The sequence below is a fragment of the Streptomyces sp. 17_S59 genome, assembly GCF_056930295.1.
Window position 1 is genome coordinate 2,489,570 of record NZ_JBXOWD010000001.1, and the last position, 22,780, is coordinate 2,512,349.

At 71.0% G+C, this 22,780-nt stretch carries 27 protein-coding genes; 11 read left to right on the forward strand and 16 right to left on the reverse strand.

Annotation, left to right across the window (positions count from 1 at the left end):
• Nucleotides 1–18 precede the first annotated feature (18 nt).
• The 4 genes from AC1Z4A_RS10885 to AC1Z4A_RS10900 all read right to left on the reverse strand — a co-directional run bounded on the left by AC1Z4A_RS10885 (nucleotide 19) and on the right by AC1Z4A_RS10900 (nucleotide 3,825).
• Complete coding sequence (locus tag AC1Z4A_RS10885) at nucleotides 19–675, reverse strand: hypothetical protein (RefSeq protein ID WP_483677743.1); 657 nt, start codon at nucleotides 673–675, stop codon at nucleotides 19–21.
• Between the two features lie 138 nt (nucleotides 676–813).
• Nucleotides 814–1,593 carry an HAD-IIA family hydrolase gene (locus AC1Z4A_RS10890; RefSeq protein WP_483677745.1) on the reverse strand — a complete coding sequence of 260 codons (780 nt, stop codon included), beginning with the start codon at nucleotides 1,591–1,593 and terminating at the stop codon, nucleotides 814–816.
• A 172-nt stretch (nucleotides 1,594–1,765) separates the two neighbouring features.
• Nucleotides 1,766–2,557, reverse strand: coding sequence for a hypothetical protein (locus AC1Z4A_RS10895; RefSeq protein WP_483677746.1), 792 nt, complete (start codon nucleotides 2,555–2,557; stop codon nucleotides 1,766–1,768).
• Nucleotides 2,558–2,601: 44 nt separating this feature from the next.
• A complete protein-coding gene (locus tag AC1Z4A_RS10900) occupies nucleotides 2,602–3,825 on the reverse strand; it encodes an ROK family transcriptional regulator (RefSeq protein WP_483677748.1) in 1,224 nt (407 codons plus the stop codon).
• A 48-nt stretch (nucleotides 3,826–3,873) separates the two neighbouring features.
• Between AC1Z4A_RS10900 and AC1Z4A_RS10905 the strand changes: the two genes are divergently transcribed.
• Both AC1Z4A_RS10905 and AC1Z4A_RS10910 read left to right on the forward strand, forming a co-directional pair.
• On the forward strand, nucleotides 3,874–5,001 hold the full coding sequence (locus AC1Z4A_RS10905; RefSeq protein ID WP_483677749.1) for a Gfo/Idh/MocA family oxidoreductase: 1,128 nt from the start codon (nucleotides 3,874–3,876) through the stop codon (nucleotides 4,999–5,001).
• 75 nt (nucleotides 5,002–5,076) lie between these two features.
• On the forward strand, nucleotides 5,077–5,715 hold the full coding sequence (locus AC1Z4A_RS10910; protein ID WP_483677751.1) for a pyridoxamine 5'-phosphate oxidase family protein: 639 nt from the start codon (nucleotides 5,077–5,079) through the stop codon (nucleotides 5,713–5,715).
• Nucleotides 5,716–5,868: 153 nt separating this feature from the next.
• On the opposite strand, the gene AC1Z4A_RS10915 is transcribed toward AC1Z4A_RS10910, so the two are convergent.
• The gene (locus AC1Z4A_RS10915; protein ID WP_483677752.1) at nucleotides 5,869–6,216 is read right to left on the reverse strand and encodes a VOC family protein; all 348 of its coding nucleotides are present in this window, start codon (nucleotides 6,214–6,216) and stop codon (nucleotides 5,869–5,871) included.
• Nucleotides 6,217–6,532: 316 nt separating this feature from the next.
• Here AC1Z4A_RS10915 and AC1Z4A_RS10920 point away from each other — a divergent pair, with 316 nt between their 5' ends.
• Nucleotides 6,533–6,811, forward strand: coding sequence for a hypothetical protein (locus AC1Z4A_RS10920; RefSeq protein WP_483683796.1), 279 nt, complete (start codon nucleotides 6,533–6,535; stop codon nucleotides 6,809–6,811).
• On the opposite strand, the gene AC1Z4A_RS10925 is transcribed toward AC1Z4A_RS10920, so the two are convergent.
• Nucleotides 6,808–7,752, reverse strand: coding sequence for an NADP-dependent oxidoreductase (locus tag AC1Z4A_RS10925; RefSeq protein ID WP_483677753.1), 945 nt, complete (start codon nucleotides 7,750–7,752; stop codon nucleotides 6,808–6,810). The genes AC1Z4A_RS10920 and AC1Z4A_RS10925 overlap by 4 nt on opposite strands.
• Before the next feature lie 121 nt (nucleotides 7,753–7,873).
• Here AC1Z4A_RS10925 and AC1Z4A_RS10930 point away from each other — a divergent pair, with 121 nt between their 5' ends.
• Entirely contained in the window at nucleotides 7,874–8,278 is a 405-nt protein-coding gene (locus AC1Z4A_RS10930) for a winged helix-turn-helix transcriptional regulator (RefSeq protein WP_483677755.1), read from the forward strand.
• Nucleotides 8,279–8,400: 122 nt separating this feature from the next.
• On the opposite strand, the gene AC1Z4A_RS10935 is transcribed toward AC1Z4A_RS10930, so the two are convergent.
• Both AC1Z4A_RS10935 and AC1Z4A_RS10940 read right to left on the reverse strand, forming a co-directional pair.
• Entirely contained in the window at nucleotides 8,401–9,033 is a 633-nt protein-coding gene (locus AC1Z4A_RS10935) for an alpha/beta fold hydrolase (protein ID WP_483683560.1), read from the reverse strand.
• Nucleotides 8,925–9,476 carry a DUF6255 family natural product biosynthesis protein gene (locus AC1Z4A_RS10940; protein WP_483677757.1) on the reverse strand — a complete coding sequence of 184 codons (552 nt, stop codon included), beginning with the start codon at nucleotides 9,474–9,476 and terminating at the stop codon, nucleotides 8,925–8,927. Before AC1Z4A_RS10940 ends, AC1Z4A_RS10935 begins: the two co-directional genes overlap by 109 nt.
• 526 nt (nucleotides 9,477–10,002) lie before the next feature.
• Between AC1Z4A_RS10940 and AC1Z4A_RS10945 the strand changes: the two genes are divergently transcribed.
• From AC1Z4A_RS10945 to AC1Z4A_RS10975, 7 genes are all read left to right on the forward strand, one after another.
• On the forward strand, nucleotides 10,003–10,878 hold the full coding sequence (locus AC1Z4A_RS10945) for a helix-turn-helix domain-containing protein (protein WP_483677759.1): 876 nt from the start codon (nucleotides 10,003–10,005) through the stop codon (nucleotides 10,876–10,878).
• Nucleotides 10,875–11,081, forward strand: a complete 207-nt coding sequence (locus tag AC1Z4A_RS10950) for a DUF397 domain-containing protein (protein WP_483677761.1) — start codon at nucleotides 10,875–10,877, stop codon at nucleotides 11,079–11,081. The genes AC1Z4A_RS10945 and AC1Z4A_RS10950 overlap by 4 nt, the downstream gene beginning before the upstream one ends.
• Before the next feature lie 196 nt (nucleotides 11,082–11,277).
• Entirely contained in the window at nucleotides 11,278–11,520 is a 243-nt protein-coding gene (locus tag AC1Z4A_RS10955; RefSeq protein ID WP_483677762.1) for a hypothetical protein, read from the forward strand.
• Nucleotides 11,492–12,016, forward strand: coding sequence for a DUF6879 family protein (locus AC1Z4A_RS10960; RefSeq protein WP_483677763.1), 525 nt, complete (start codon nucleotides 11,492–11,494; stop codon nucleotides 12,014–12,016). The genes AC1Z4A_RS10955 and AC1Z4A_RS10960 overlap by 29 nt, the downstream gene beginning before the upstream one ends.
• Nucleotides 12,017–12,031: 15 nt before the next feature.
• Complete coding sequence (locus tag AC1Z4A_RS10965) at nucleotides 12,032–12,880, forward strand: helix-turn-helix domain-containing protein (RefSeq protein WP_483677766.1); 849 nt, start codon at nucleotides 12,032–12,034, stop codon at nucleotides 12,878–12,880.
• Between the two features lie 95 nt (nucleotides 12,881–12,975).
• Nucleotides 12,976–13,119, forward strand: a complete 144-nt coding sequence (locus tag AC1Z4A_RS10970; protein ID WP_483677769.1) for a hypothetical protein — start codon at nucleotides 12,976–12,978, stop codon at nucleotides 13,117–13,119.
• Between the two features lie 9 nt (nucleotides 13,120–13,128).
• Nucleotides 13,129–14,304 carry a methyltransferase domain-containing protein gene (locus AC1Z4A_RS10975; protein ID WP_483677771.1) on the forward strand — a complete coding sequence of 392 codons (1,176 nt, stop codon included), beginning with the start codon at nucleotides 13,129–13,131 and terminating at the stop codon, nucleotides 14,302–14,304.
• Nucleotides 14,305–14,433: 129 nt separating this feature from the next.
• Here AC1Z4A_RS10975 and AC1Z4A_RS10980 read toward each other — a convergent pair whose 3' ends face one another.
• The 8 genes from AC1Z4A_RS10980 to AC1Z4A_RS11015 all read right to left on the reverse strand — a co-directional run bounded on the left by AC1Z4A_RS10980 (nucleotide 14,434) and on the right by AC1Z4A_RS11015 (nucleotide 22,571).
• Entirely contained in the window at nucleotides 14,434–15,327 is an 894-nt protein-coding gene (locus AC1Z4A_RS10980) for an NAD(P)-dependent oxidoreductase (protein ID WP_483677773.1), read from the reverse strand.
• A gap of 144 nt (nucleotides 15,328–15,471) precedes the next feature.
• Nucleotides 15,472–16,803 (reverse strand): choice-of-anchor A family protein, encoded by a 1,332-nt coding sequence (locus AC1Z4A_RS10985; protein ID WP_483677774.1) that lies wholly within the window; start codon nucleotides 16,801–16,803, stop codon nucleotides 15,472–15,474.
• A gap of 103 nt (nucleotides 16,804–16,906) precedes the next feature.
• Nucleotides 16,907–17,767: a fumarylacetoacetate hydrolase family protein gene (locus AC1Z4A_RS10990; protein WP_483677776.1), complete on the reverse strand. Its 861-nt coding sequence runs from the start codon at nucleotides 17,765–17,767 to the stop codon at nucleotides 16,907–16,909.
• A gap of 105 nt (nucleotides 17,768–17,872) precedes the next feature.
• Nucleotides 17,873–18,673 carry a YidC/Oxa1 family membrane protein insertase gene (locus AC1Z4A_RS10995; protein ID WP_483677777.1) on the reverse strand — a complete coding sequence of 267 codons (801 nt, stop codon included), beginning with the start codon at nucleotides 18,671–18,673 and terminating at the stop codon, nucleotides 17,873–17,875.
• A gap of 133 nt (nucleotides 18,674–18,806) precedes the next feature.
• Nucleotides 18,807–19,115 (reverse strand): DUF6412 domain-containing protein, encoded by a 309-nt coding sequence (locus tag AC1Z4A_RS11000; protein ID WP_483683561.1) that lies wholly within the window; start codon nucleotides 19,113–19,115, stop codon nucleotides 18,807–18,809.
• A 127-nt stretch (nucleotides 19,116–19,242) separates the two neighbouring features.
• A complete protein-coding gene (locus AC1Z4A_RS11005) occupies nucleotides 19,243–20,727 on the reverse strand; it encodes a sodium:solute symporter family protein (protein ID WP_483683562.1) in 1,485 nt (494 codons plus the stop codon).
• Nucleotides 20,728–20,768: 41 nt separating this feature from the next.
• Nucleotides 20,769–20,966: a DUF3311 domain-containing protein gene (locus AC1Z4A_RS11010; protein WP_483677778.1), complete on the reverse strand. Its 198-nt coding sequence runs from the start codon at nucleotides 20,964–20,966 to the stop codon at nucleotides 20,769–20,771.
• 210 nt (nucleotides 20,967–21,176) lie between these two features.
• Nucleotides 21,177–22,571 (reverse strand): DUF445 domain-containing protein, encoded by a 1,395-nt coding sequence (locus AC1Z4A_RS11015; protein WP_483677779.1) that lies wholly within the window; start codon nucleotides 22,569–22,571, stop codon nucleotides 21,177–21,179.
• Between the last annotated feature and the right edge of the window lie 209 nt (nucleotides 22,572–22,780).

Here is a 22,780-nt window from a genome sequence, read left to right on the forward strand (position 1 = left end):
GGTCGCTTTCCCGCGCCGTCACCGCGGGGCGGATTCGGTGCGTCGCCGGTACCAGATCACCGCTCCGGCGACGGCCGCCGTGGTGCCGGCCAGGACCAGTCCGGCGGTGCCGGGGGCCTCGGGGGCGGCGGTCACGTGCCGGCTGCCGCCGCCTCCGGCGGGCACCGGGGCGACCGGGGAGCTGTGGGAGCGGTGCGGGGCGTCGCGGTCGGTGCGCTCGCCGCGCGGGTCCCGGTCGCCGAGCGGGTCGCGGCCGGCGAGGTCGCCGTCCCGGCCCGCGGCCCCGAACACGTCGGCGCCGGGCTCGGGCAGCTCGCTGCCGTCGGTGACGACGGTGAGCCGCCCCTGGGCGGTGCCGTCGTAGCCGTCGCAGTGGATCCGGACGGGGTACGTGCCCGCGTGCGCGGTCTCGCGCACGGTTGCCTCGGCAAACAGCCCGGCCGCGTCCCGGGCGAGCCTGGCGTCGCTGACGAACGCCTCGGAGGTGGCGGTCGCCCGCTTGCCCGCGCAGCCCGAGACCCGCAGCTGCACCTCGCCGCCGGGCCGTGCGGAGACGGGGGTCAGCTCTATGGTCCCGGACATGGTGGCGGGGCCGTCGGCGGCGTGGGCGGGGGCCGCGCAGACGGCGGCGGCCACCACCAGGGCACCGCACAGGGCGAAACGGGCTGAAGCCACTGAAGCCATGGTGAACCTCCTGGTACTCCAGAGATTCACCAACCGGGGCACGGGCCGCATCCGCACCATGGCGCGTATTGCTCCATACGGCGATCATCAGCACCGATCGGAGCTACACGCCATGGTGCCGGGACGGGCTCAGACCAGGTCGACGAGGTCCGCGATCGAGTCGACCACCCGCGACGGCCGGAAGGGGTGGAGGTCGACCTCCTCGGCCCGGGTCAGCCCGGTCAGCACCAGGAAGGTCTCCATGCCGGCCTCCAGCCCCGCCAGGATGTCGGTGTCCATCCGGTCGCCGATCATGGCGCTGCTCTCGGAGTGGGCGCCGATGGCGTTGAGCCCGGCCCGCATCATCAGCGGGTTCGGCTTGCCGACGAAGTACGGCTCGCGCCCGGTCGCCTTGGTGATCAGCGCGGCGACGGACCCGGTGGCGGGCAGCGCACCCTCGGCGGAGGGGCCGGTCTCGTCGGGGTTGGTGGCGATGAAGCGGGCACCGTTGTTGATCAGCCGGATCGCCTTGGTGAGCGCCTCGAAGCTGTAGGTGCGGGTCTCGCCGAGCACCACGTAGTCCGGGTCGGCGTCGGTGAGGACGTAGCCGATGTCGTGCAGCGCGGTGGTCAGGCCCGCCTCGCCGATGACGTAGGCGGTGCCGCCGGGCCGCTGGGAGTCCAGGAACTTCGCGGTGGCCAGGGCGGACGTCCAGATGTTCTCGACCGGGACGTCGAGGCCGATGCGCTGGAGGCGGGCCTGCAGGTCGCGCGGGGTGTAGATCGAGTTGTTGGTCAGGACCAGGAAGGGCTTGCCGGACTCCCGGAGCTTCTTGATGAAGCGGTCGGCCCCGGGCACGGGGATGCCCTCGTGCATCAGCACACCGTCCATGTCGGTGAGCCAGGACTCGATCGGCTTGCGCTCTGCCACCACTGCGGGACTCCTGCCGTGCTGTGTCCCTCGCCGGGGACGGGTGCGGGGACGCCGGGACGGCACCGCTCGTGCGCCGTCCCGACACCTCCAGCCTAGTCAGTCGGCGATGGCCGGCTTCCGCCCGTCGTCCCGGCGGCCCGCGGTGCTCCGCTCCCCGCTCCGGCGCGGCTCAGCGCGCCCGCCGCCGGGCCCCGGCGACCACGGCCGCCCCGCCGATGAGCAGGGCGCAGGAGGCGGCGCCCAGGCCGAGCAGGAGCCGGGTGCGGCCGGTGTCGGCGAGCACGGGGCCGGGCCGGTGGGCCTCGGGGTCACGGCCCGGCTCCGCGGCCGCGGAGGCGGTGGCCGCAGGCTCCTCCCCCGTCGCCTCCCGCGGCCCGACGGAGAAGGTGTAGTCGTCCGACTCCCCCACCCACGCACCGTCGGCGCCGCGCTTCTGCACGGCGGTGACGTTGGCGGTGACCTGCCCCTCGGGGGCGTCGTCGGCGAAGCCCAGCCGCAGGGGCACGGTGACCGAGCCGTGCGCCGGAATCGCGAAGCCGGTGAAGTCGGTGGCGCGGTCGTCGAGGACCCCGACGTTCTCCGCCTCGTCGGTCCGCTCGAAGCGCACGGGCAGCCAGCGGGAGTCGCCCTTGTCGTAGAAGTCGAGCCGGAAGTGGCCGGGCCGGAGCGCGCGGCCGCGGTCGACGAACACCGCGACGGGGTGGATCGACCGGCACTCGGCGGCGGTGGCGTTGTGCAGCTCCAGGTCCCAGGTCCGGGGCGCACCGCCGCGCTCGTACGAGCCCGGGCCGCCGGTCAGCCGCGAGGTGATCGGGAAGTCGAGGCTGCCGGGGTCGCCGCAGTGCTGCTGCGGGGTGTCGGCGGCGGACCCTGCGGCACCGGCGGCCGCGACGAGCGCGAACGCGGCGGCGACGGCGGGGAGCAGGCGCCGGGGGCGCGGGGTGGGCATTTCGGACGTCACCGGTCAGTCATCCCACCACGCGCGGCCGCGCCCCCGACCGGGCGTCAGATTCCGCCCGATGGGCCCACGGCCGCTTCGTCCGACCGGAGGGCGAAGCCCTGCCCGGAGCGCCCGAACAACGGGGCGAGCACGAGTTCCGCCGCACCCTCGACCACGGTGCGGGCACCGCCCGGGGTGACGGCCACGGGGACGGTGGCGGGGACCTCGGCGCGTACGCCGCGTACGTACGGCTCCGGGTCGGCCAGCACGGTGCCGCCGCCGAGCAGCACGAGGTCGATGTCCAGGAGCTGGACGAGGTTGGCGGCGCCGACGCCGAGCAGGCGGGCGGCCCGCTCGGTGTCCCCGTCGGCCACGGCGCGCAGGCCGAGCGCTTCGAGGCAGCCACGGCGGCCGCAGCGGCACTCGGGCCCGTCGAGCTGGAGCACCTGATGCCCGAACTCGCCGGCCCCCGTCCGGGCACCCCGGTGCACGGCCCCGCCGAGCACGAGCCCGGCGCCGAGGCCGGTGCCGAAGTGGAGGTAGGCGAAGGACCCGGCGCCGTGCGGGCGACGCCGGAGAAGCCCGAGGGCGGCGGCGTTGGTGTCCTTGTCCAGCACGACGGGCAGCCCGAGCCGCTCGGCGAGCGCGTCCCGGAGCGGGAACCCGTCCCACCGGGGGAATCCGGTGACACGCTGGAGCACGCCGACACGGTGATCGAGGGGGCCGGGGGCGGCGACACCGACGCCGAGGGGGGAGCAACTCAGCCCGTCCGACGCAAAATCCAGCCCGTCCGGCGTTTGAGGACCGGGGGGTCCGGGGGGCAGAGCCCCCCGGTTACGGGAAGGGGCGGGGTGGGGAAAAGAAACCCCCGGCGCCAGCGCCCCCACCACCCCACTCACCGCATCGAGCACATCCCCGGCCCCCGCCCCCGGCACCAGCGGCGCGGCGCAGACCGCAACCACCGCTCCCGCCAGATCCACCCGCGCCCCACTCACCGCATCCCGGTCGACATGCACCCCCACCGCACAAGCCGCCCCCGGCACCAACCGCAACGTCACCGCCGGCTTCCCACCCGTGGACGCCCGCCGCCCCGCCCCGTCCACCAGCCCGGCCTCCCTCAGCCGCGCCGTGATCTTGCTGACCGCCTGCGGGGTCAGCCCGGCCCGCGCGGCCAGCTCGGCACGGCTCGCACCGCGCTCGCCCGCGTCCCGCAGCAGCCCGAGGACCACGGCGGCGTTGTGGTCGCGCAGGGCGGCGAGGTTGGCTCCAAGATTGCTCACAGGTCCCATTCTCCCCTCCACTTGCGCTTACGCAACAGCGTTGCCAAAGTGGTGGGCATGGATGACGACACCACCGGCACCCCGTCCGCCCCGCAAGCCCCGCACACCCCCTTCCGCGTCGGTCTGATCGGCTACGGCCTCGCGGGCTCCGTCTTCCACGCCCCGCTCGTCGCCGCCACGGACGGCCTCGTGCTGGACACGGTGGTCACCGCCAACCCCGAGCGGCAGCGGCAGGCCCTCGCCGAGCACCCCCGGGCCCGTACGGTCGACACGGCCGAGGAGCTGCTCGCCGGGGCCGACGGGCTCGACCTGGTCGTCATCGCCTCCCCCAACCGCACGCACGTCCCGCTCGCCCGCGCCGCGCTCGAGGCGGGCCTGCCGGTGGTCGTCGACAAGCCGCTGGCCGCGACGGCCGCCGAGGCCGAGTCGCTGGCCGCACTCGCCGACAGCCGCGGAGTGCTGCTCAGCGCCTTCCAGAACCGCCGCTGGGACAACGACTTCCGCACCGTCCGCAAGCTCGTCGCCGACGGCACCCTGGGCCGCGTCCAGCGCTTCGAGTCCCGCTTCGAGCGCTGGCGCCCCCACCCCAAGGGCGGCTGGCGCGAGTCCGGCGACCCGGCCGAGATCGGCGGCATCCTCTACGACCTGGGCAGCCACCTGGTCGACCAGGCGCTGACCCTGTTCGGCCCGGCCGTCCGCGTGTACGCCGAGGCCGACATCCGCCGCCCCGGCGCCGAGGCGGACGACGACACGTTTATCGCCCTCACGCACGCGAACGGCGTCCGCTCGCACCTGTGGATGAGCGCCACCACGTCCCAACTCGGCCCGCGCTTCCGGGTGCTGGGCAGCACGGCCGGATACGTGAAGTACGGGCTCGACCCCCAGGAGGCCGCCCTGCGCGAGGGGCTGCGCCCAGGCGGCGACGGCGCGGCCTGGGGCATGGAACCGGAGACCCTGTGGGGCCGGCTCGGCGCGGGCGAGTCCCCGCAGACCGGCGGCGGCGACCCCGTGCCGACCCTGCCCGGCGACTACCCCGCGTACTACGCCGCCATCACGGAGGCGCTGCGCACGGGCGGCCGCCCACCGGTGACGGCAACGGAGGCGGCAGCGGCGCTGCGGGTGCTGGAGGCGGCCAAGGAGTCGGCGGAGCAGGGCGGCACGGTGACGCTGGACGGGGCCACGTGACGGGATCACAGGTGGACAGGGCGTGACCTAGGCTCGGTGCTGCACGATCCCGAACCACAGGGAGGACGCACCACCATGAGCACAGCCCGGACAGCCGAGATACTGGAGATCACCTCCGCCGAGGAACTACGGGAGTTGCTGGGCCCGCCGAACCAGGCGGCCGCACAGAAGGTCCGCAAGAGGCTCCACGAGCACGACAGGGCGTGGCTGGCGCAGTCGCCCTTCTGCCTCGTGGCGACGTCCGCCACGGACGGCAGTTGTGACGTCTCCCCCAAGGGCGACCCGCCCGGCTCCACGCTCGTGCTCGACGACACCACCATCGTGCTGCCGGAACGCCCCGGCAACCGCCGTGCCGACGGCTTCTTCAACGTCCTGAGCAACCCTCACGTGGGGCTGCTCTTCGTGGCCCCGGGCCGGGGCGACACCCTGCGCATCAACGGCCGGGCCCGCATCGTACAGGACGCCCCGTTCTTCGACGAGCTGGTCGTGAAGGGCCACCGCCCGCAACTCGCCCTGCTCGTCGAGATCGAGGAGGTCTTCTACCACTGCTCGAAGGCTTTCCTCCGCTCGTCCCTGTGGAAGCCGGAGACCTGGAACCCGGACGCACTGCCTTCGCGCGCCCGGATCTCCAAGGCGCTGGAGCGGCCGGACGACTCGCTCGAGGAGCTGGAGCGCTACTACGGCCCGCGGTACGGAGATCAGCTGTACGGCTAGGGTCTGTTGCGAACGTGGATCTCGGCCATGAAGTGATCAAGACCTGTGGGACGTGGTGTCTGACGAATGACCAGTGGGCCAGGTGCCGTCCCGCTGCCGGCGTCGGAACAGTGAGTGGCTGTAACCAGCACCGTTCCTGGGACGGGGGCGGCGTCAGCGGTGGCTCAGCACGTTGACCACACGACCGTTGGGGTCACGGACGAAGAACCGCCGCACCCCCCATTCCTCGTCCTGCAAGGGGTGGACGATCTCCGCACCGCTCTCCTGCATGACCGCATAGGCGGCATCCACGTCGTCCACCTCCACGCTCATATCGGGGGTAACCGGCGCTGTCTTGTCGCTGGCCATGAAGCTGACCTGCGCCGCCGGACTCGACGGGGAAGCGAGCGTCGTGATCCAGCCGTGGTTCATGACCTCCTCGAAGCCCAGCAGGCCATAAAACTCCCGGCTCTCCTCCATGGCCCCCGACTGGATGTTGGGCACGACACGACGAACGGTCATCGGACGACTCCAAGTGTGAGCAGGCGCGTCTCTGGGACTTCCCAGAAGTACTACGACCCTTCCGTCCCCGCACACACTTTCGCAACGGACCCTAGGCGAAAGCGAAGACGACGATGAGCAGCACAACGAGAAGGGCGAACGTCTCCCACCGGGTCGCACGCCTGAGCGTACGCACTGATATGGGCCTTCCGGGCCGCGAAGTCGGCGGCCGGCTCGGGACGGCGTCATCGGATGTGGTGTCGCTCATCCCGCCATGCTAGTGCTATGACCGCATAGGTTCACCGGGTTGCTGGCGGCTTCCTGGTGTGCGGCGCGCTTGGATGTGCGGGATCGCGACGGCAAACCGGACCGCATCGAGCACGTCTTGGAGCACTTCCCCGACCGCGTGTTCGCCTTCGACGAGTTCGGCCCGCTGGGCATCCTGGCGTTGCACTGCTACCTGCGCTGGCGCAACGCCGACGCCCGCCACCCCGACGTGCTCGCCGCCCAGCGCAGGGAACGCGCCCGCATCCGCAGCGAGAAGGGCGCTGGGGCGGACACCCCCTCGCGCCGGCAGCCTGACCAACCCGGCGAACCAATGCGCTCACAGCACTAGGGAGTGAGAACGATCTTGCCTTTCACGTGGTTGGTCTCGCTGAGTTCGTGCGCTTTGGCTGCGTCTTCCAGTGGCAGGACTTGATCGACGGCGACTCGGAGGCTGCCGCGTTCCACCAGGTCGGTGATGCTCTCCAGATCGGCGCCGGAGGGGGTGAATCCGAACTCGACAAACCGCAGGCCGCGCGCCTTGGCCTGCTCCCGGACCGCGACCCGGCCGGGACCGGAGCCCCGCACGTCGATGAGGATTCCGCCCGGCGTGAGCGTGTCCAGCGACCGGGGTCCGTAGTCCCCGCTGATGGGGTCCAGGACCACGTCGATGTCACGTGCGACCGCCGCAAAGTCGGTGGTGGTGTAGTCGATAAGTTCGTCGGCGCCGAGGTCGCGCAGGAACGCGTGCTTGCTCTCCCGGGCGGTGCCGATGACGTATGCGCCGCGTGCCTTGGCGATCTGTACAGCGAGATGGCCGATCCCGCCGGCCGCCGCGTGGATGAGTACCCGCTGCCCGGTGCCGACGGCGGCGACCCGCACGAGCGGCTGCCAGGCGGTTAGCGCCGCGACCGGCAGTGCTGCGGCGTGCACATGGTCGATACTCGCCGGCACAGCGGCGAGCGCTTCCACCGGTGCGGCGACGTACTCGGCATAGGCGCCGTGCGGCGGAAATGCGCAGCCGTATACCTCATCACCGGGCCGGAATCGTGTCACCTGCTCGCCGACTGCCTCCACCACCCCGCACAGGTCGAGTCCCAGGGTGAACGGCGGAGCACCGAACTTCCGCACCATTCCGGAACGAATCTTCCAGTCGGCCGGATTCACTCCGGCCGCGTAGACGCGTACCAGCGCCTCGCCCGGACCTGACGTCGGCAGGCCGGTCTCGACGACCTCCAGAACTCCCGGGCCGCCGTAGCTGTGCTGGCTGACCGCGCGCATACGGGTAGTCATACGGCACTCTCCTCGGGTTGTTGGCTGGGCTCGGCCGGCTGCGATCACTATCCTCAACGGCATCGGTATCTCTTGTGAAGTAGGCACCTGATTGATATCTAGGTACCTCATGGAAACCGCTATGAGTGAGGCCTCCGAGGGCTGGGCCGCCACCTACCGCCGTGATTGCCCCTCGCGCACCGTTGTCGAGATGTTGGCCAACAAGTGGGTGTTGTACGTCCTGGGGGCGCTCCGTCGGTACGACCGGCCGATGCGCTTCAGCGAACTGCGGCGCCTCCTGGACGGGATCACACAGAAGATGCTGACCCAGACCCTGCGCGCGTTGGAACGGGACGGCCTCGTGAACCGCACGGTCTACCCCACCGTTCCGCCTCGCGTGGAGTACGGACTCACCGAGCTCGGGGTCGAGGCCGGACGACTGACCAGCGCCATCGGCGCATGGTCCGTGGAGCACGCCCAGCAAATCCTGGCAGCCCGCCAGGACTTCGATGATCAGGCCGCCACCGCCCCAGAACCCGTTCGATAGCCGGTCCTGGAGCGATCGGCAACCCGGCGAAGGTTCTCGGTCACAGCACTAGCCACGTCACAACTGGCGCTCACGTCCGTAACCGCCACAGCGCCCTTCGATCACCTGCAGTCATCCGGCACTCACGCATCAGACGATCGCCCGGAGGTGTCCTGAGTGCGCAGAAACCCCAGGGCCGCCTCACTGAACGCCTCCGGCGCCGCGGCGTGGATCAGATGCCCCACGGGAATGCTCACGAACTGCCCGCCGGGAATACGCCGGGCCAATTCAGCGACGCGGTCCTGCGGAACGTGGCTGAGCGGACCACCACCCAGGACCAAGGCCCTCGCCGAAATCCTGCCCAGGTCCGCCAGCCAGGCCGGCTCGGGCCGGTCGATCTGGCCCCTGATGGCCGCCACCACGTCCCAGTCGAAGCCGAGTTCCCCTTCCGGCCTGGCGCGGGGCGTGGGCTCACGGGGTACGGGGGCCGGGGCGTCCTCCACCACGAGCCGGTCAACCCGCTGCGGCTGTGCAGCAGCCAGCAGGTGGGCCACGATCCCGCCCATCGAGTGCCCGATCACGTCCACGCGTTCGAGTCCGAGCGCGTCGAGGAAGCCGAGCACGTCGTCCCGCATGAGTTCCAGCGAGTACGCGCCGGGCCAGTCGCTCAGCCCGTGACCGCGCAGGTCGAGGGCGTACACCCGCCGGTCGCGCACGAAGGCGGCCACCACACCGTCCCAGTCGGCCGCGCCCTCGCCCAGTCCGTGCAGGAGCAGAAGCGCCGGGGCGTCGACCGGCCCCGAGACCCGGTAGGCAAGCCGGACACCGCCGACCTCGACCGTGCAGTGATCACCCATGGGTCGAAAACTAGCCACGGGGCGCGGCCCTCGGGGCGCTGTTCACCGGCAGCCGAATGTCCAGCGGGACGACTGCAACAGGAGCGGCGCCCCAGGCGAGGCCCGTTCGCTGCCTCAATCGTGGCGTATCCAACAACGCGCCTGGTCGTAGCCATGCTCTGCAAGACGTACCCGGCCGCCAATTTGTCGGCGGTGGGCCGGTCCCGTTCGGTGAGCGTGATGGCCTGGGGCAGACCGGGAAGCCTCAGCGCTCCATATTCGGCGAAGCGGCGGACGCCGCACTGATTGCAGCGCGATACGCCTCCGTCGTGGGTCCACCCCAAGTGGTGCTGGCAATTGCTTGCGAGAAGGCGGTTCACCACTCGCCCCCACTGGACGGCAGGTGGGCCTGACGGAAATGGTCCCGTACCGCGACCGTCGCCGCCACGGCACTCACCCTGCTGCCGCCGTCAACGGCTGCGCGCTGAGCAGCCTCCAGCTCGACGCACTCGGCGCAGTCAATTGGCGACGCGCTTCTGCACAGCCCGGCGGCATCGCGTTCGGCCCTTGTCGCCAACCGCAGCGCCTTTGCCGGCGCTTCCCACTTCGACCCACCGCCAGGCTCCTGCACTTGTACGTGCACACCAGTGCCACCAATCACCTGCGCGAGTCTGTTCTCGCGAGTGTCCACGACGTATGCGCCTGGCCTGTACGTCATCTGCCACACCTCCCACGTTGAGCCCGCCTCCCGCCGGAGCAGCGGTCCCGCGTTCCGCCGACGCCCATCACCATGGAGGTTCGAAACATTTAGCCGCAACCTTGCGGCCTCAGACTGCCCCGAGAGGGTGAACTCTGGCATATGCCAGGCCAGTTGGCGTCGGTAGAGTCACCAGGCAAGGAGGTGATCAAGTGTCCGATGCCACACCCACCCTGATGCGCCGTCGACTGGGATCGATCCTGAAGACACTCCGCATCAGAGCCGGGCTGAATCTCCCGGACGCCGCCAAGCTGCTGGGCCTCTCCGGCGCACCGACACTGAGCAAGATTGAAAACGGGAAGTATCGAGCGGATCTTGAGAAGTTCTTCGATGCATACGGAGTCGAAGACGAAGCCCAAATTGCCGAGATTCGCGGAATTGCGAAGCTCGCCGCATCCACTCGCCAGAAGAACCTGTTTGCACAGTACCGGGACGCCATCCGCGAACCCTTCGCCGACTTCATCGAGCTGGAGGAGATCGCCACTCGCGCTGACACCTACGCGGCACTTGCCATTCCGGGTCTCCTGCAAACCTTCGATTATGCCCATGCTGTCGTCGACGGCAGCGGCATGTGGGGCACGGCGCGGGAGGTAAGGACATTTACAGAACTTCGCATGAAGCGGCAAAGGGTACTCACCCACCCGCGGGAGGTCGGCCCCTCCGGCAGCCCCTTGGCGATGCACTGCGTCCTGGACGAAGCTTGCCTGAGGCGTGAGACAGGTGGAAGAACGACTCTTCAGGTTCAGCTGCAGCACCTGCTCAACGCTTCACGGCAGCCGAACGTCGAACTACAGGTTCTCCCCTTCCGGACTGGAGCGCACACTGGGATCGACGGCTCGTACACCATCTTCCACTTCGATGCGGGGGAGCCCGTGGTGGCGCTGGAACCGCTCACGACATCCGTCTACTTGGAGGAAGACGCCCACGTCGGCCGATACGCCCTCGCGTTCAGCCAACTGAGGAGGCGGGCACTCAGCATGGAAGAATCCCAGAATTTCATCAGAGAGATCATCGAGGAGATGTCTTGACAGGATCCACAGACCAGGTCGAGTTCAGGTTCAAGAAGAGCAGCTACAGCTCGGGCGGTCAGAACTGTGTGGAGATATCCGCCCACTCAGCTCTGCGCGCCGTAGATATACGGGACTCAATGCACCCCAATGGCCCCATGCTCCGCTTCAGTCCCACCCAGTTCAACGCTTTCACTCACGCCCTGAGAAGGGACAAGCTCTGAGGATCCAACTGGGGTTGGGAACTGTCAGCTCGTTCACCGGCATCGGTGATGCCCCCGGGTGGACCGGGCGTTCCTGACCGGATGACGGAGGCCGATTGTCTCAACTCGGCATAGATTGGTGCACTCTTGACGAGTCACCACACCAGGGCGAGAGTGCACGGAAGGCTGCAGAAGCCCCTGTGCATGGGAGGCAGGCATGAAGCTACGGTTCATCGCCAAGGACCCCGAGACCGACGGCGCGAACTGCCCGACGGCGTGGGTGGACCTGGACAGCCGGGAACTGCTGTTCCAGGGCCGCAAGGCCGATCAGGAGACAGAGGAGGAGTGCCGGAAGGCGGGTCCGATCCCTGACTACGAGACGGTTGTGCGGCTGCCTCTGAGCATGGTCGCCGCGATTCGGGAGGCATGCGATGAGGCGGAGCGCGCCGCCGTTCAGTGAGCTGCTGGCGGGCTGCAAGCGATCGGCAGTCCATCTGGAGATGAGGGACTTCTACGACGACCCGGACGAGGCTCCCCGCGTCACCGCATGGAAGGCCGGTCACCGGCCTGATCCGAACGACCGGGCGTCGTGGTGGCGGCCGTGGCTGGACATGGTGCAGGAGGCCACGGCTCGTGGTGTGGTCTTCCGCCGCGCCCGGATCGTGTCGGAGCCGGTGAGCGAGTACACCCGGTACCTGTACGACGGGACGTTCACGAATGTCGCGGCGGGTGAGCAGATCCGCTGGCTCCCTCGCCGCCAGGCGTCGGGCATCGCGCTGCCCGGGAATGATTTCTGGGTGTTCGACGATCAGTTGGTGCGCTTCGGGCACTTCTCCGGTGAGGGCGCGTACCTCGGCGACGAGGTGACCGACGAGCCGCGCGTGGCGAAGCTGTGCGCTGATGCCTTCGAAGCCGTGTGGGAGCGGGCGACCCCCCACGAGGACTACCGGGTCTGACGGCACGCACCGCACATGCCCGTCTCCCCGTCATCCAGCGTCGAGGCTGCCCGTAAAGCCGTCGCCGACCGTCTGCGGGAGATCCGCAGGGATGCGGGGCTGTACGCCAAGGACGTCGCCGGACGGACGGGGTGGTACGCCTCCAAGGTCTCTCGCCTTGAGAACGCAACCACCCCGCCCAGCGATGACGACATCCGTGCGTGGTGCCGCGCCTGCGGAGCGGACGATCAGGCAGCCGACATCATCGCCGCATCACGCTCGGCAGACTCCATGTACGTCGAGTGGCGACGGTTGCAGCGCACGGGCCTCCGCCGGCTCCAGGAGTCCTACGTCCCGCTGTTCGAGCGAACGCGGGTGTTCCGGGTCTACTGCTCCAATGTCATCCCCGGTTTCCTTCAGACGGAGGCGTACGCTCGCGCGCTGCTGTCGTCCATCGCCGACTTCCGGGCGACGCCCAACGACGTCTCCGAGGCCGTAGCAGCCCGCCTGGCTCGCTCGCATGTGATACGTGAGGGAGACCACCGCTTCGCGCTGCTCGTCGAGGAGTCGGCCCTGCGGCATCGCGTGGGTGATGCCGAGACGATGGCGGGGCAGCTCGGGAACCTGTTGTCGGTCATGGCCTTTCCGTCCGTCTCCCTCGGGGTCATCCCGTTCTCTGCCGAGCGGCGCATGTGGATGATCGAGACGTTCAGCGTCTACGACGAAGAAGTCGCTCAGGTCGAGCTGCTGACGGCGCAGGTCAACGTGACCGCCCCGTCGGAGGTGAAGCAGTACCTGAAGGCGTTCACGGAGTACGCCCGCCTCGCCGTGCACGGAGGCGAGGCCCGTACGCTGATCGCTGCCGCTGTCGCGGCCCTCGGCTAATCGGCATGGAATTCCGTAGAAGCGGTTAGGCACTGCGCCACAGGACTCCCTAGCGTCCTGCACGGATCGCCAATCCGACTACGAAGGAGAGATCCATGGGTAAGCGTGGCGGAGGTTCCGGAGACGGGCAGGGCGGAAGCCGGCAGGACGACAGCAACAGCGGTGCCAAGCACGGTGGCGGCGGCTCGGACGAGGGCGGCAACACGTCCGACGGTTCCGGCCCCGCGACAGGTAAGTAGGCGGCGCACGTGACCACACGCACGGAGGAGGCGGGCCCTTCGGGGCTCGCCTCTGCGCTCGTGGAAGCGGGTGCGCTGACTTCTGACTGGCTGCCGACGTTCCATGCAGTCCCCCGGGAGCTGTTCGTCCCTGACCGGATCTGGCCGGGTATCGCAGACGGCACCCGGCAGACGGCCTTGGTGGACCGGGCCAAGGACCCGGCTGCGTGGCTGGAGGCGGTGTACTCCGATATACCGCTCACGACGCAGTGGGACGACGGCCGGCACAGCGGGGACGGCTTGGGCACCACGCCCACAAGCTCCAGTTCCATGCCGCGCATGGTCTTCTCGATGCTCGCTGACCTTGGCGTGCGGGAAGGCCATCGCGTCCTTGAGATCGGTACTGGTACGGGATGGAACGCCGCGCTTCTCGCGCACCGGCTCGGCGGCGCGAACGTGGTCAGTATCGAATACGACGCGGACGTGTCCGACGCCGCCGTTGAGAATCTTCGGCGCGCCGGCTTGGCGCCCTTGGCGCTCGTGGGGGACGGCCGCTCGGGCCACGCCGGCAGTGCCCCGTTCGACCGGATCATCGCCACGTGCTCGGTCGGGGAGGTCCCCAGGACGTGGGTCGAGCAGACCCGCCCCGGCGGGGTAATCGTCACCCCCTGGGGCACGGAGTACGGCGGCGAGTACATCGTGCGCCTGGTCGTCGGCGAGGACGGTACGGCGAACGGCCTGTTCACTCGCTCCAGCGCCTTCATGCGCCTGCGGCAGCAGCGCCCGGAGCGCCCGCCCTTCGATGCTTACCTGAAGGGCCAGGAGTGGCCCGCAGGCGGCGTCAGGAGCACGTCCAGGCTTTCCCCCGCTGACATCGGCGAGTGGCTCCAACAGTTCGTGATCGGGCTGCACGTGCCCGGCGCGTTCTGGCGTGCCGAGCGGTACGACGACGGCACGTACACGCTGTGGACGTACAGCACCGACACCCAGTCGTGGGCGTCGGCCGACTACGAATCGGGGGTGAGTGAGTACGTCGTAGCCCAGTCCGGCCCGCGCCGCCTGTGGGACGAGACGGAAGCGGCCTACCGCTGGTGGGAGGAGAACGAACGCCCCGGCTTCGATCGCTTCGGGCTCACCGTGGACGGAGACGGCGAGCGGGTCTGGCTCGACTCCCCGGACAATCCGGTACCGCGCCTGATCACGTAGCCGCGGTCCCCCCATTGGCCCCGGTCGGTGTTCTCACCCGAGCGCTGACCGGGACCGCCGAACTACAAGGATGTGACGTTGCCCAGGCCGGGAATGCTCCGCGTGACGGCGCAGAGCCGAACAACCGCCCTAACCCCGGCTCCCCTTCCGCACGAACTCCACCAGACGCGCAAAGCTGTCGTCCCCGTGCCCGGCCGCGACGGCCCTCCGCGTGAGCCCCTCGAACAGCTCCGGCAATCCCGAGTCGGCGCCGCGCAGTTCGCTCGCGTGGGTCAGCAGTTCCATCATCTCCAGGTGGAGGCGGAGCGGGAATCCGTCGCCCGGGTAGCGCCCCGCGTCGATCTGCTGGGCGTACCCGCTCATGAAGGCGCGGACGGACTTCAGCCAGCGGCCGGCCACTTCGGTGTACGCGGCCGCCGTCACGTTGCCGCCCGGGCCGTCGGCGCCGATCAGGGCCGCGCCGTGCAGCCAGCCGGTGAGCGTCGACCACAGCAGGGCCAGCAGGGCGACGTCGTACACGGAGGGCAGGGCGCTGTCGGTGCCCAGGTACACCGCGTCGCCCAGTGCGGCGAGGGTCTCGCGGTGGTCGTCGAAGGCGGTGCGCGGGCCGGCGTAGAGCTGGAGGAAGTCGTGGTTGCCGATGCCGGACGGGGTCGTCATGATCACGCCGTCGAGGTAGGCGACGCCCTGGCGGCCCGCCCAGGCGGCCGTCTCCCGCGCGTCCGGAGGTGAGGACGAGGTGAGGTTGACGAGCGTGCGGCCGGTGAGGGCGCCGGCCGCGGGGTCGAGGACCTTGCGGACGGCCTCGCTCGTCGCCAGGCAGACCACGACCAGCGGGCTCGCCGCCACCGCCTCGGCTGCCGAGGCCGCCTCCGCGGCGCCCTTGGCGATCAGGGCGTCGGCCTTGCCGGGTGTTCGGTTCCAGACCGTCGCTTGGTGGCCCGCCGCCAGGAAGGCATCGGCCAGCGCCGTGCCCATGGCCCCCAAGCCGAGGACCGTCACCTTCGTGCCCTTGACACTCATGAATTCCCCCTATTTCACAGGACACATGAGAGAAGTCAGGACACATCCCTCTAGGTCGCTGTCTGCACCTATTCTCCCCTTGCCGGGCAGCGTTCATCCACTTCTGGGGAGAACCCCTTGCGCGCCTCCCGTCCCGGTCGGCGCTCAGCTCTCCCGCCGTGTCCGGTAGAGCACCGCCAGGGCCAGGGCCGCGCCCGCGGCGGTCAGCAGCGCACCGACGGTCATCGCGCGGCCCATCGGCGGTCCGCCGTGGGCCGGTCCGCGGCCGTCCCCTGCAACGGCGGCTTCCGCGGGGGCGGCGCCCGGGCCCTGGGCCGGGGGCAGGACCGCCGGGGCGCTCGGCACCGGGGACGGGGCCGGCTCCACCGTGTCCGGGTCGGCCGTCGGTCCCGTGCCGCACTCGGGGAGCCTGCCCTCGAAGGGGTAGGCGTGCACGGACTGGCCCGCCGCGCCCGCGCCGGACTCGTGGGACAGCGAACCGGCCGTGAAGACACGGCCGTTCACCATGGGCACCGTCACATGCGTCGTGCTGGAGCGGCGGCCCACCAGCACCGCTCCGTCGAGCCGGCCGCCGCCCGCCAGGCGGACGTCCTTCGCGTCGGGGAAGTTCCACAGGAGCCGGTCCCGCCGCACCCCGGTGAGCCGTTCGGCGGAGGTGTTCACCGTCCGCCTCTCGCCGCGCGGGTTCGTGAGGTTCACCAGGACCGTGGCCGCGGGCGGGATCCGCGCGAAGGAGAGGTCCTGCGGTGCCCCGTCCCGGCGGGCGAGGTCGAAGGGGACGTTGAAGACCTGGAGGGCGGAGGTGCCGTCGCCGGTGAAGAGCGTGCGGGCGCCCTCGTTGACCGCCGTGCCCGTGGCCTTGCGGGGGACGCCCTTGTCGTAGGCGTAGCACGTGCTCGCGGCGGTCAGGTCGTCGCGCAGCTGACGGTAGGCGGTCACCGCTTCCTTGTCCCGTACGGACCTGGGCCCCACCGCGCCCGTCAGCCGCCCCGCGTACACCACCGTCCCGGCGACCGCGCCCTCCTCCGCCAGCAGCCGCTGCGTCGGCGCGACCCTGATGTCACCCCCCACCCGCAGGAACGGCGAGCCGTCGTCCGGCGGCACCCGGGAGCCCGTGCCCGCCGCGCCCACGCGGTAGAGGCGCTCGGCCCCCGCGCCCTTGAGCACGGAGAAGCTGCCGAGCGTCACCACGCGGCCCTCGGCCGCGCCGGCCGCCTGGCGCACGAGGTAGTCGCCGCCGACGAAGACGTTCACGCCGTTGTCCCGGCCGGCGACCGGCCCGCTGTTCGGCTCCGGGTAGGCGGCCGGGCAGGTGCCGGGCACACAGGGGCCGGGGCCGCCCGGCAGCGGGTCCGAGCGGTCCGGGGCGGTGAAGGCGCAGGCCAGCAGCACGCCCCCGACGGCGGCCAGGGTGGCCGTGACCGTGGCCGCCGGGCGGGTGGGCCGCCGTCTTCCGCCGCACTCTCCCTTGCGCATATCCGAAAATATGCCCACCGCTCGGAGGGGAACCCGGCAGCACACGCAGCGGTGCGCCCGGACGGCCCACGGCCGTGCCCGCGCCCGCGCCCGTACGGCCCGGCTATGCGTCCTTGAGCTGCTGCCGCTGCCGCCCCAGGCCGTCGATCTCCAGCTCCATCACGTCCCCCGCCCGCAGGTACGACGGCTTCGGCTGCGACCGGGTCAGCGCCGTCCCGGCAGGGGTGCCGGTGTTGATGACGTCCCCGGGGTAGAGCGTCATGAACTGGCTCACGTACCGCACCACATGGGCGACGGGGAAGATCTGCCGTGCCGTGCTGGAGTCCTGCATCAGCACGCCGTTGACCCACAGCCGCATGCCCAGCGCCTGGGGGTCGGGTATCTCGTCGGGGGTCGCCAGCCAGGGGCCGAGCGGACTGAAGGTCTCGCAGTTCTTGCCCTTGTCCCACTGCCCGCCGCGCTCGTTCTGGAACTCGCGCTCCGAGACGTCATTGGTCAAGACATAGCCCGCGACCGCCGCCAGCGCCTCCTCGTCCGTCCGCAGATAGCGCGAGGTACGGCCTATGACGACGGCCAGCTCGACCTCCCAGTCCGTCTTCTCGCTGCCGCGCGGCACGAGCACCGTGTCGTCCGGGCCGACGACCGTGTCGGCGGCCTTCAGGAACAGCACCGGCTCGGCCGGGACCGGTATCCGCGCCTCGGCCACGAGGTCCCGGTAGTTCACCCCGATACCCACGATCTTGCCGATGCGGGCGACCGGCGGGCCGATCCGCAGCCCGCGCGGGTCGAGGACCGGCAGTATGCGCGCCCCGACGGCCGCCCGGACGCGGGCCAGCAGTGCCTCGTCGCCCAGCAGGGACCCGTCCACGTCCGGCACCAGCCCGGACAGGTCGCGCAGCGTCCCGTCCTCCTCCAGCAACGCCGGGCGCTCCGCGCCCACGGGCCCGACACGCAGCAGCCTCATCGCCCCACCCCCGAATCCGTACGCCCTCGGCCCCGCAGTGATCGTCCAGGAACGGAGGCCCACTCCACAAGCCCCGTTTCGGTCTGTGGAGCCCCGTTCGGACGCCTATATGGCGCAAGACTTCCTCTTCGCCCCCGACTTCGCCCCCGACTTCGCCCCTGTCTTCGCCTCCTCCCGCGGCGTGCGCAGCCCCTTCAGCAGGGCCCGCTCCGCCGCCGTCCACGTCGTGCTGGTCACCATGTACAGCCCGGCCGCCAGCGGCACCACGGCGACCGTGATCAGCGTGCCGAAGGACAGCAGGGGCGCCACCTTCGCCGCCTTGGCCATCACCGCCGCCCCCGGCTCCGCGCCGTCCCCCGCCGCGGGGAGCGCGGCCGCCGCCTTGCGGGCGGTGCGGTACGTCCAGGTGGCCACCGCGCCCACGAGCGCGAACAGGCCCAGATAGACCAGCCCCCGCGCCCCGAACACGCCGCCGTGCCCGAGCACGTCCGCCCAGCGGCCGCTCAGCGGAGCCCCCAGCAGGCTGTGGTCGAGCAGCCCGGCGCCGCCCGAACCCGTGGAGAACAGGTGGTACATCACGTAAAACACCGGCAGCTGCGCCAGCATCGGCAGCATGCCGCTCATGGGGGACACGCCCTCCTTCGCGTGCAGCTCCCTCATCTCGCGCAGCAGCCGCTCGGGGTTGTGCTTGTGCCTGCGCCGCAGCTGCGCGGCGCGGGGGGCCAGCTCGGCCCGCGCCCGCTCGCCCCGCGCCGCCGAGCGAGCCAGCGGGTGCAGCGCGAGCCGCACCGCCATCGTCAGCACGACGACCGCGACGGCCGTCGCCGAGGCGCCGAAGAGCGGGTCGAGCGCGCCCGCGAGATGGGAGAGAAGGGAGCCGAGAGTCGGGAACAGGGACAGGGACATGGTCGAGCCCTCCACGGGGTCCGTCTTGCCGAAAGGAAATGGGTAATTCGGCGTGACGAGCCGCGCGGGTACGCTCCGGCTCCCTGCTCCGGAGGGCAGGAAGCAACCTGTTGTTCAGGGGCTGTTGGAGCGCCTACGCGGCCGTCGGGACGGAACGGCCGGGCGCTCGGGGCCGTCGGCGGCCCTGGGCATCGGGATCGCGCTGGGCGAGGAACGCCGTACGCAGCTCCCGGTCCCTGATCGCGGTGCGTATTCGCGTGGGCGTGAGCGGGCCGGTGCCCTGGCCGGCGGCCGCCGCGCACAGCAGCAGCGCCGCCGCGGCCACCGCGGCGGAGAAGGCGCCCAGGGCAACGAAGCTCATCAGGCCGCCCAAGCTGCTCTGGGCGAGGAGGGGTTCGGCGAGGAGGAAGAGGAGCACGCCGACGTGCGTGCGGGACTGCATGCGGAACCGCGTACGGAACTGCGCACGGAACGTGGCGTTCACACCCACAGGAGCCCCCTCCCTTCGATCCCCCGCGATCAGGCTTCGGACTCTCGAACTCCCGATCGCAATTTCAACTGCCCCGATACTAGCCCTCGCCACTGACAGCGGTCACGCCCGCCGCCTCCTCCTCCCGCCCCGGATCCCGCGCCAGCACCTCGTCGTCGGGCCGCTCGTCCACGGGTTTCGGCCCCAGCCACGACACCGCCAGCGCCACCGCCAGGTTCACCCCGAGCGCCAGCGCCCCCGCGTTCACGCCCCACACGGGATCCCGCTCGGTGAAGACCAGCCAGCACACCAGCGTGCCGCCCGCCACCAGCCCGGCAACCGCTCCCCAGAGCGTCAGCCGACGCCACATCAGCCCCAGCAGAACCATGGGAACGAGCTGCGCCATGCCCTCGTACGAGATGAGCGAGAGCCGCACCAGCGTGTTCGGCTCGGTGTAGGTCAGGATCAGCGCCAGCGTGCCCGCCGCCACGACCACGACCTGTCCCGCCACCTTCTGCCGGTCCGGGCGCTGGGCCAGCGCCGGCACCGCACCCAGCACGCTCCGCCCCCACATCGTGCCGATGACCAGCATGAACACCGCCATCGGCACGATGGACGACAGTGCCGCCGCCACCCCGATCACACCGACCGCCCAGGCGGGCAGCGAGTCGACCACCAGCTTGAACAGGGCCAGGTTCGACCCCGCCCCCGTCAGCCCCGGCACCACGAAGACCGCCGCCATGCCCAGCAGCATCGGCACGAACAGCAGCACGTTGTAGAACGGCAGCAGGATCGCGTTGCGACGCAGGGCATCCGCGCTACGGGCGCCCAGGTAACCCGCAACGGTCGTCGGGAAGATGACGACCGTCAGGGAGTTCAGGAGGCCGGTCGTGACGAACCAGCCGCCGTCGAGCCCGCTGCCGCCGTGTCCGCTGAATGTCAGCCAGGCGGGCTTCTCCGCCACCAGCCGGTCCAGGAACGGCCCGTAGCCGTCGAAGTAGTGCACCGGCACGTAGATCGCGAGGAAGGCGAGGGTGCCGATGACGAGCACGTCCTTCAGCACCGACACCCAGGCACTGCCGCGCAGGCCGCTGACGACGACGAAACCGGTCGTCACCGCGAAGGCGATGAAGTACGCCCAGTTCAGGCTGATCGCCCCGTACGAGATCGTCGACACGACGACGCCCATGCCGGTGATCTGCAGCTGGATGTACGGGAGGAGACACACCGTCGCCAGGATCGCCACCGCCGTGCCGAGCCAGGGGCGGCCGTAGCGGTGGGCCACCATGTCCGTGATGGTGACGAGGCCGTGGCGGCGGGCGTACGCCCACAGGGTCGGGCCGACCACGTATCCGATCGCGTAGCCGCAGGAGAGGTAGGCGATGACGTACAGGACGGGTGCGCCGTAGTTGTAGCCCCAGCCCGCGGCGCCCAGGTAGCTGAAGCTCGTATAGCCCTCTCCGGCCATGAGCACCCAGATGAAGACCGTGCCCATGCTGCGGCCGCCCACCGACCACTCGGCGATGCCGCCGCCGCTGCCGCGCCCGCGGACGGCCAGCAGGCCGAGGGCCACGGTGAGAACCATGAAGACGGCGAAGACGGCCGTTGCTGTGGCGGCGTCGGCGCTCACGCGCGGCCCCGCTTCCGGTCGCCCCGCCAGGCGAAGTAGACGGCGGCGGGGGTGAGGAGGGTGGCGAGCAGGAGCCAGAAGAAGAGGAAGGGGAGGCCGAGGACGGTGGGGTGGACTCGGTCCACGAAGGGGAGGGCGCCCAGGTAGAGGGCGTAGGGGGCCAGGAGCCACAGCAGGGTGGGACGTTTCAGCACGAGGTCGACCCTAGGGTGTGACCGGGGGTTTTCTCCCCTGCCCCGCCCCTTCCCGAAACTGGGTGCTTCGCCCCCGGACCCCCTGGTGGTGCAGGCCGGTGGGCCGGGTTGTGCCCACCCTCCCCCATTGCCTGAACGGCATGGGGGCACCCCCATCGCCTGGGGGCACCTCCCAGCGGTAGCTGGGGGAGGAACGATTGCCCACAACCCTTACGCCCCCACAGCCCGTGACGCCGTGTAGATCAGCAGGCCCGCCAGGGCGCCCACCACCGTGCCGTTGATCCTGATGAACTGGAGGTCGCGGCCGATGTGGGCCTCGATCTTGCGGGACGTGTGCTCCGCGTCCCAGCTCGCCACCGTGTCCGTGATCAGGGATGTGATCTCGTCCCGATAGGTCGTCACCACGTAGACGGCCGCGTCCTCCAGCCAGCCGTCGACCTTCTCCCGCAGGCGGTCGTCGGCCGTCATCCGGGCGCCCAGGGACAGGATCGAGGCCCGGGTGCGCAGCCGCAGTTCGCTGCGCTCGTCCTCCGCGGCCGCCACCACCATGGCGCGGACCGACGACCACGCCGAGGCGATGATGTCCTGCACCTCGCCGCGGCCCAGCATCTCGGACTTCAGCCGCTCCACCCGCGCCCTGGTGTCCTCGTCGGACTGGAGGTCGCGGGCGAAGTCCCCGAGGAAGCGGTCGACGGCGCCGCGCGCCGGGTGCTCCGGCGAGTCGCGCATCTCCGTGACGAAGCGCAGCAGCTCCTTGTACACGCGCTCGCCGACCTTGCGGTCCACGAAGCGCGGCGTCCAGCCGGGGGCGCCGCCGGTGACGGCCTGCATCACGGAGTCGCTGTGCTCGACCAGCCAGTCGTGGGCCCGTGCGCACACCAGGTCCACCACCCTGCGGTGGCCGCCGTCCGCGACGACCTTCTCCAGCATCGTGCCGATGCCCGGCGCGATCTCCGCCTCGTCGGCCCGCCGGGTGATGGCCTCGCCGACCACGGCCTGCACATCGGAGTCGCGCAGCACGGTCAGCGCGCCGCGCAGGGCGGTGGCCAGCTCGACGGTCACCCGGTCGGCGTGCGCGGGCTCGGCGAGCCAGGCGCCCAGCCGGGAGCCGATGCCCACCGCGCGGAGCCGGACCCGCACCACGTCGCCCGAGAGGAAGTTCTCCCCGACGAACTCGCCGAGGCTCTGGCCGAGCTGGTCCTTCTTGGTCGGGATGATCGCCGTGTGCGGGATGGGCAGCCCCAGGGGCCGCCGGAAGAGCGCGGTGACGGCGAACCAGTCGGCGAGGGCGCCGACCATGCCCGCCTCGGCCGCGGCCGCCACATAGCCCGCCCAGCCGCCCGCGCCCGACGACTGCGCCCACTTCACGAGCGCGTAGACGAGGGCCACGGCCAGCAGCAGGCCGGTCGCGAACGCCTTCATGCGGCGCACGCCGCGCCGCTTCTCCTCGTCCGCCGCGCTGTAGGTGAATCCGCCCGGTACACCGGGCATCATTCCGGTGACCGCCGCCGCCTCACTCCCGGCGGGCGCTGCCGCGCCGCCGCCTCCGCCGGTTCGCCCGGCCCCCCGAGAGCCTTGAGCGCCGCCGCCCTGGGACCGATTCATCCGCACCACCCGTTCCGGCCGTCCTCACGTGCATTGTCCCTACCCGACCGACTCGGAGAACGGTCGAAGAGTTCCCCGCGCCCGACAAGTCGCACTGCCGCCGCGACCCCCGCAGCACCCCGTGGGATCATGAAACGGCGACCGCGCGCGGGCCCCGCCGCCGACCGGCGGCCGGCCCGCCGGTAACCTCCGTCGGATCCGTACACCGG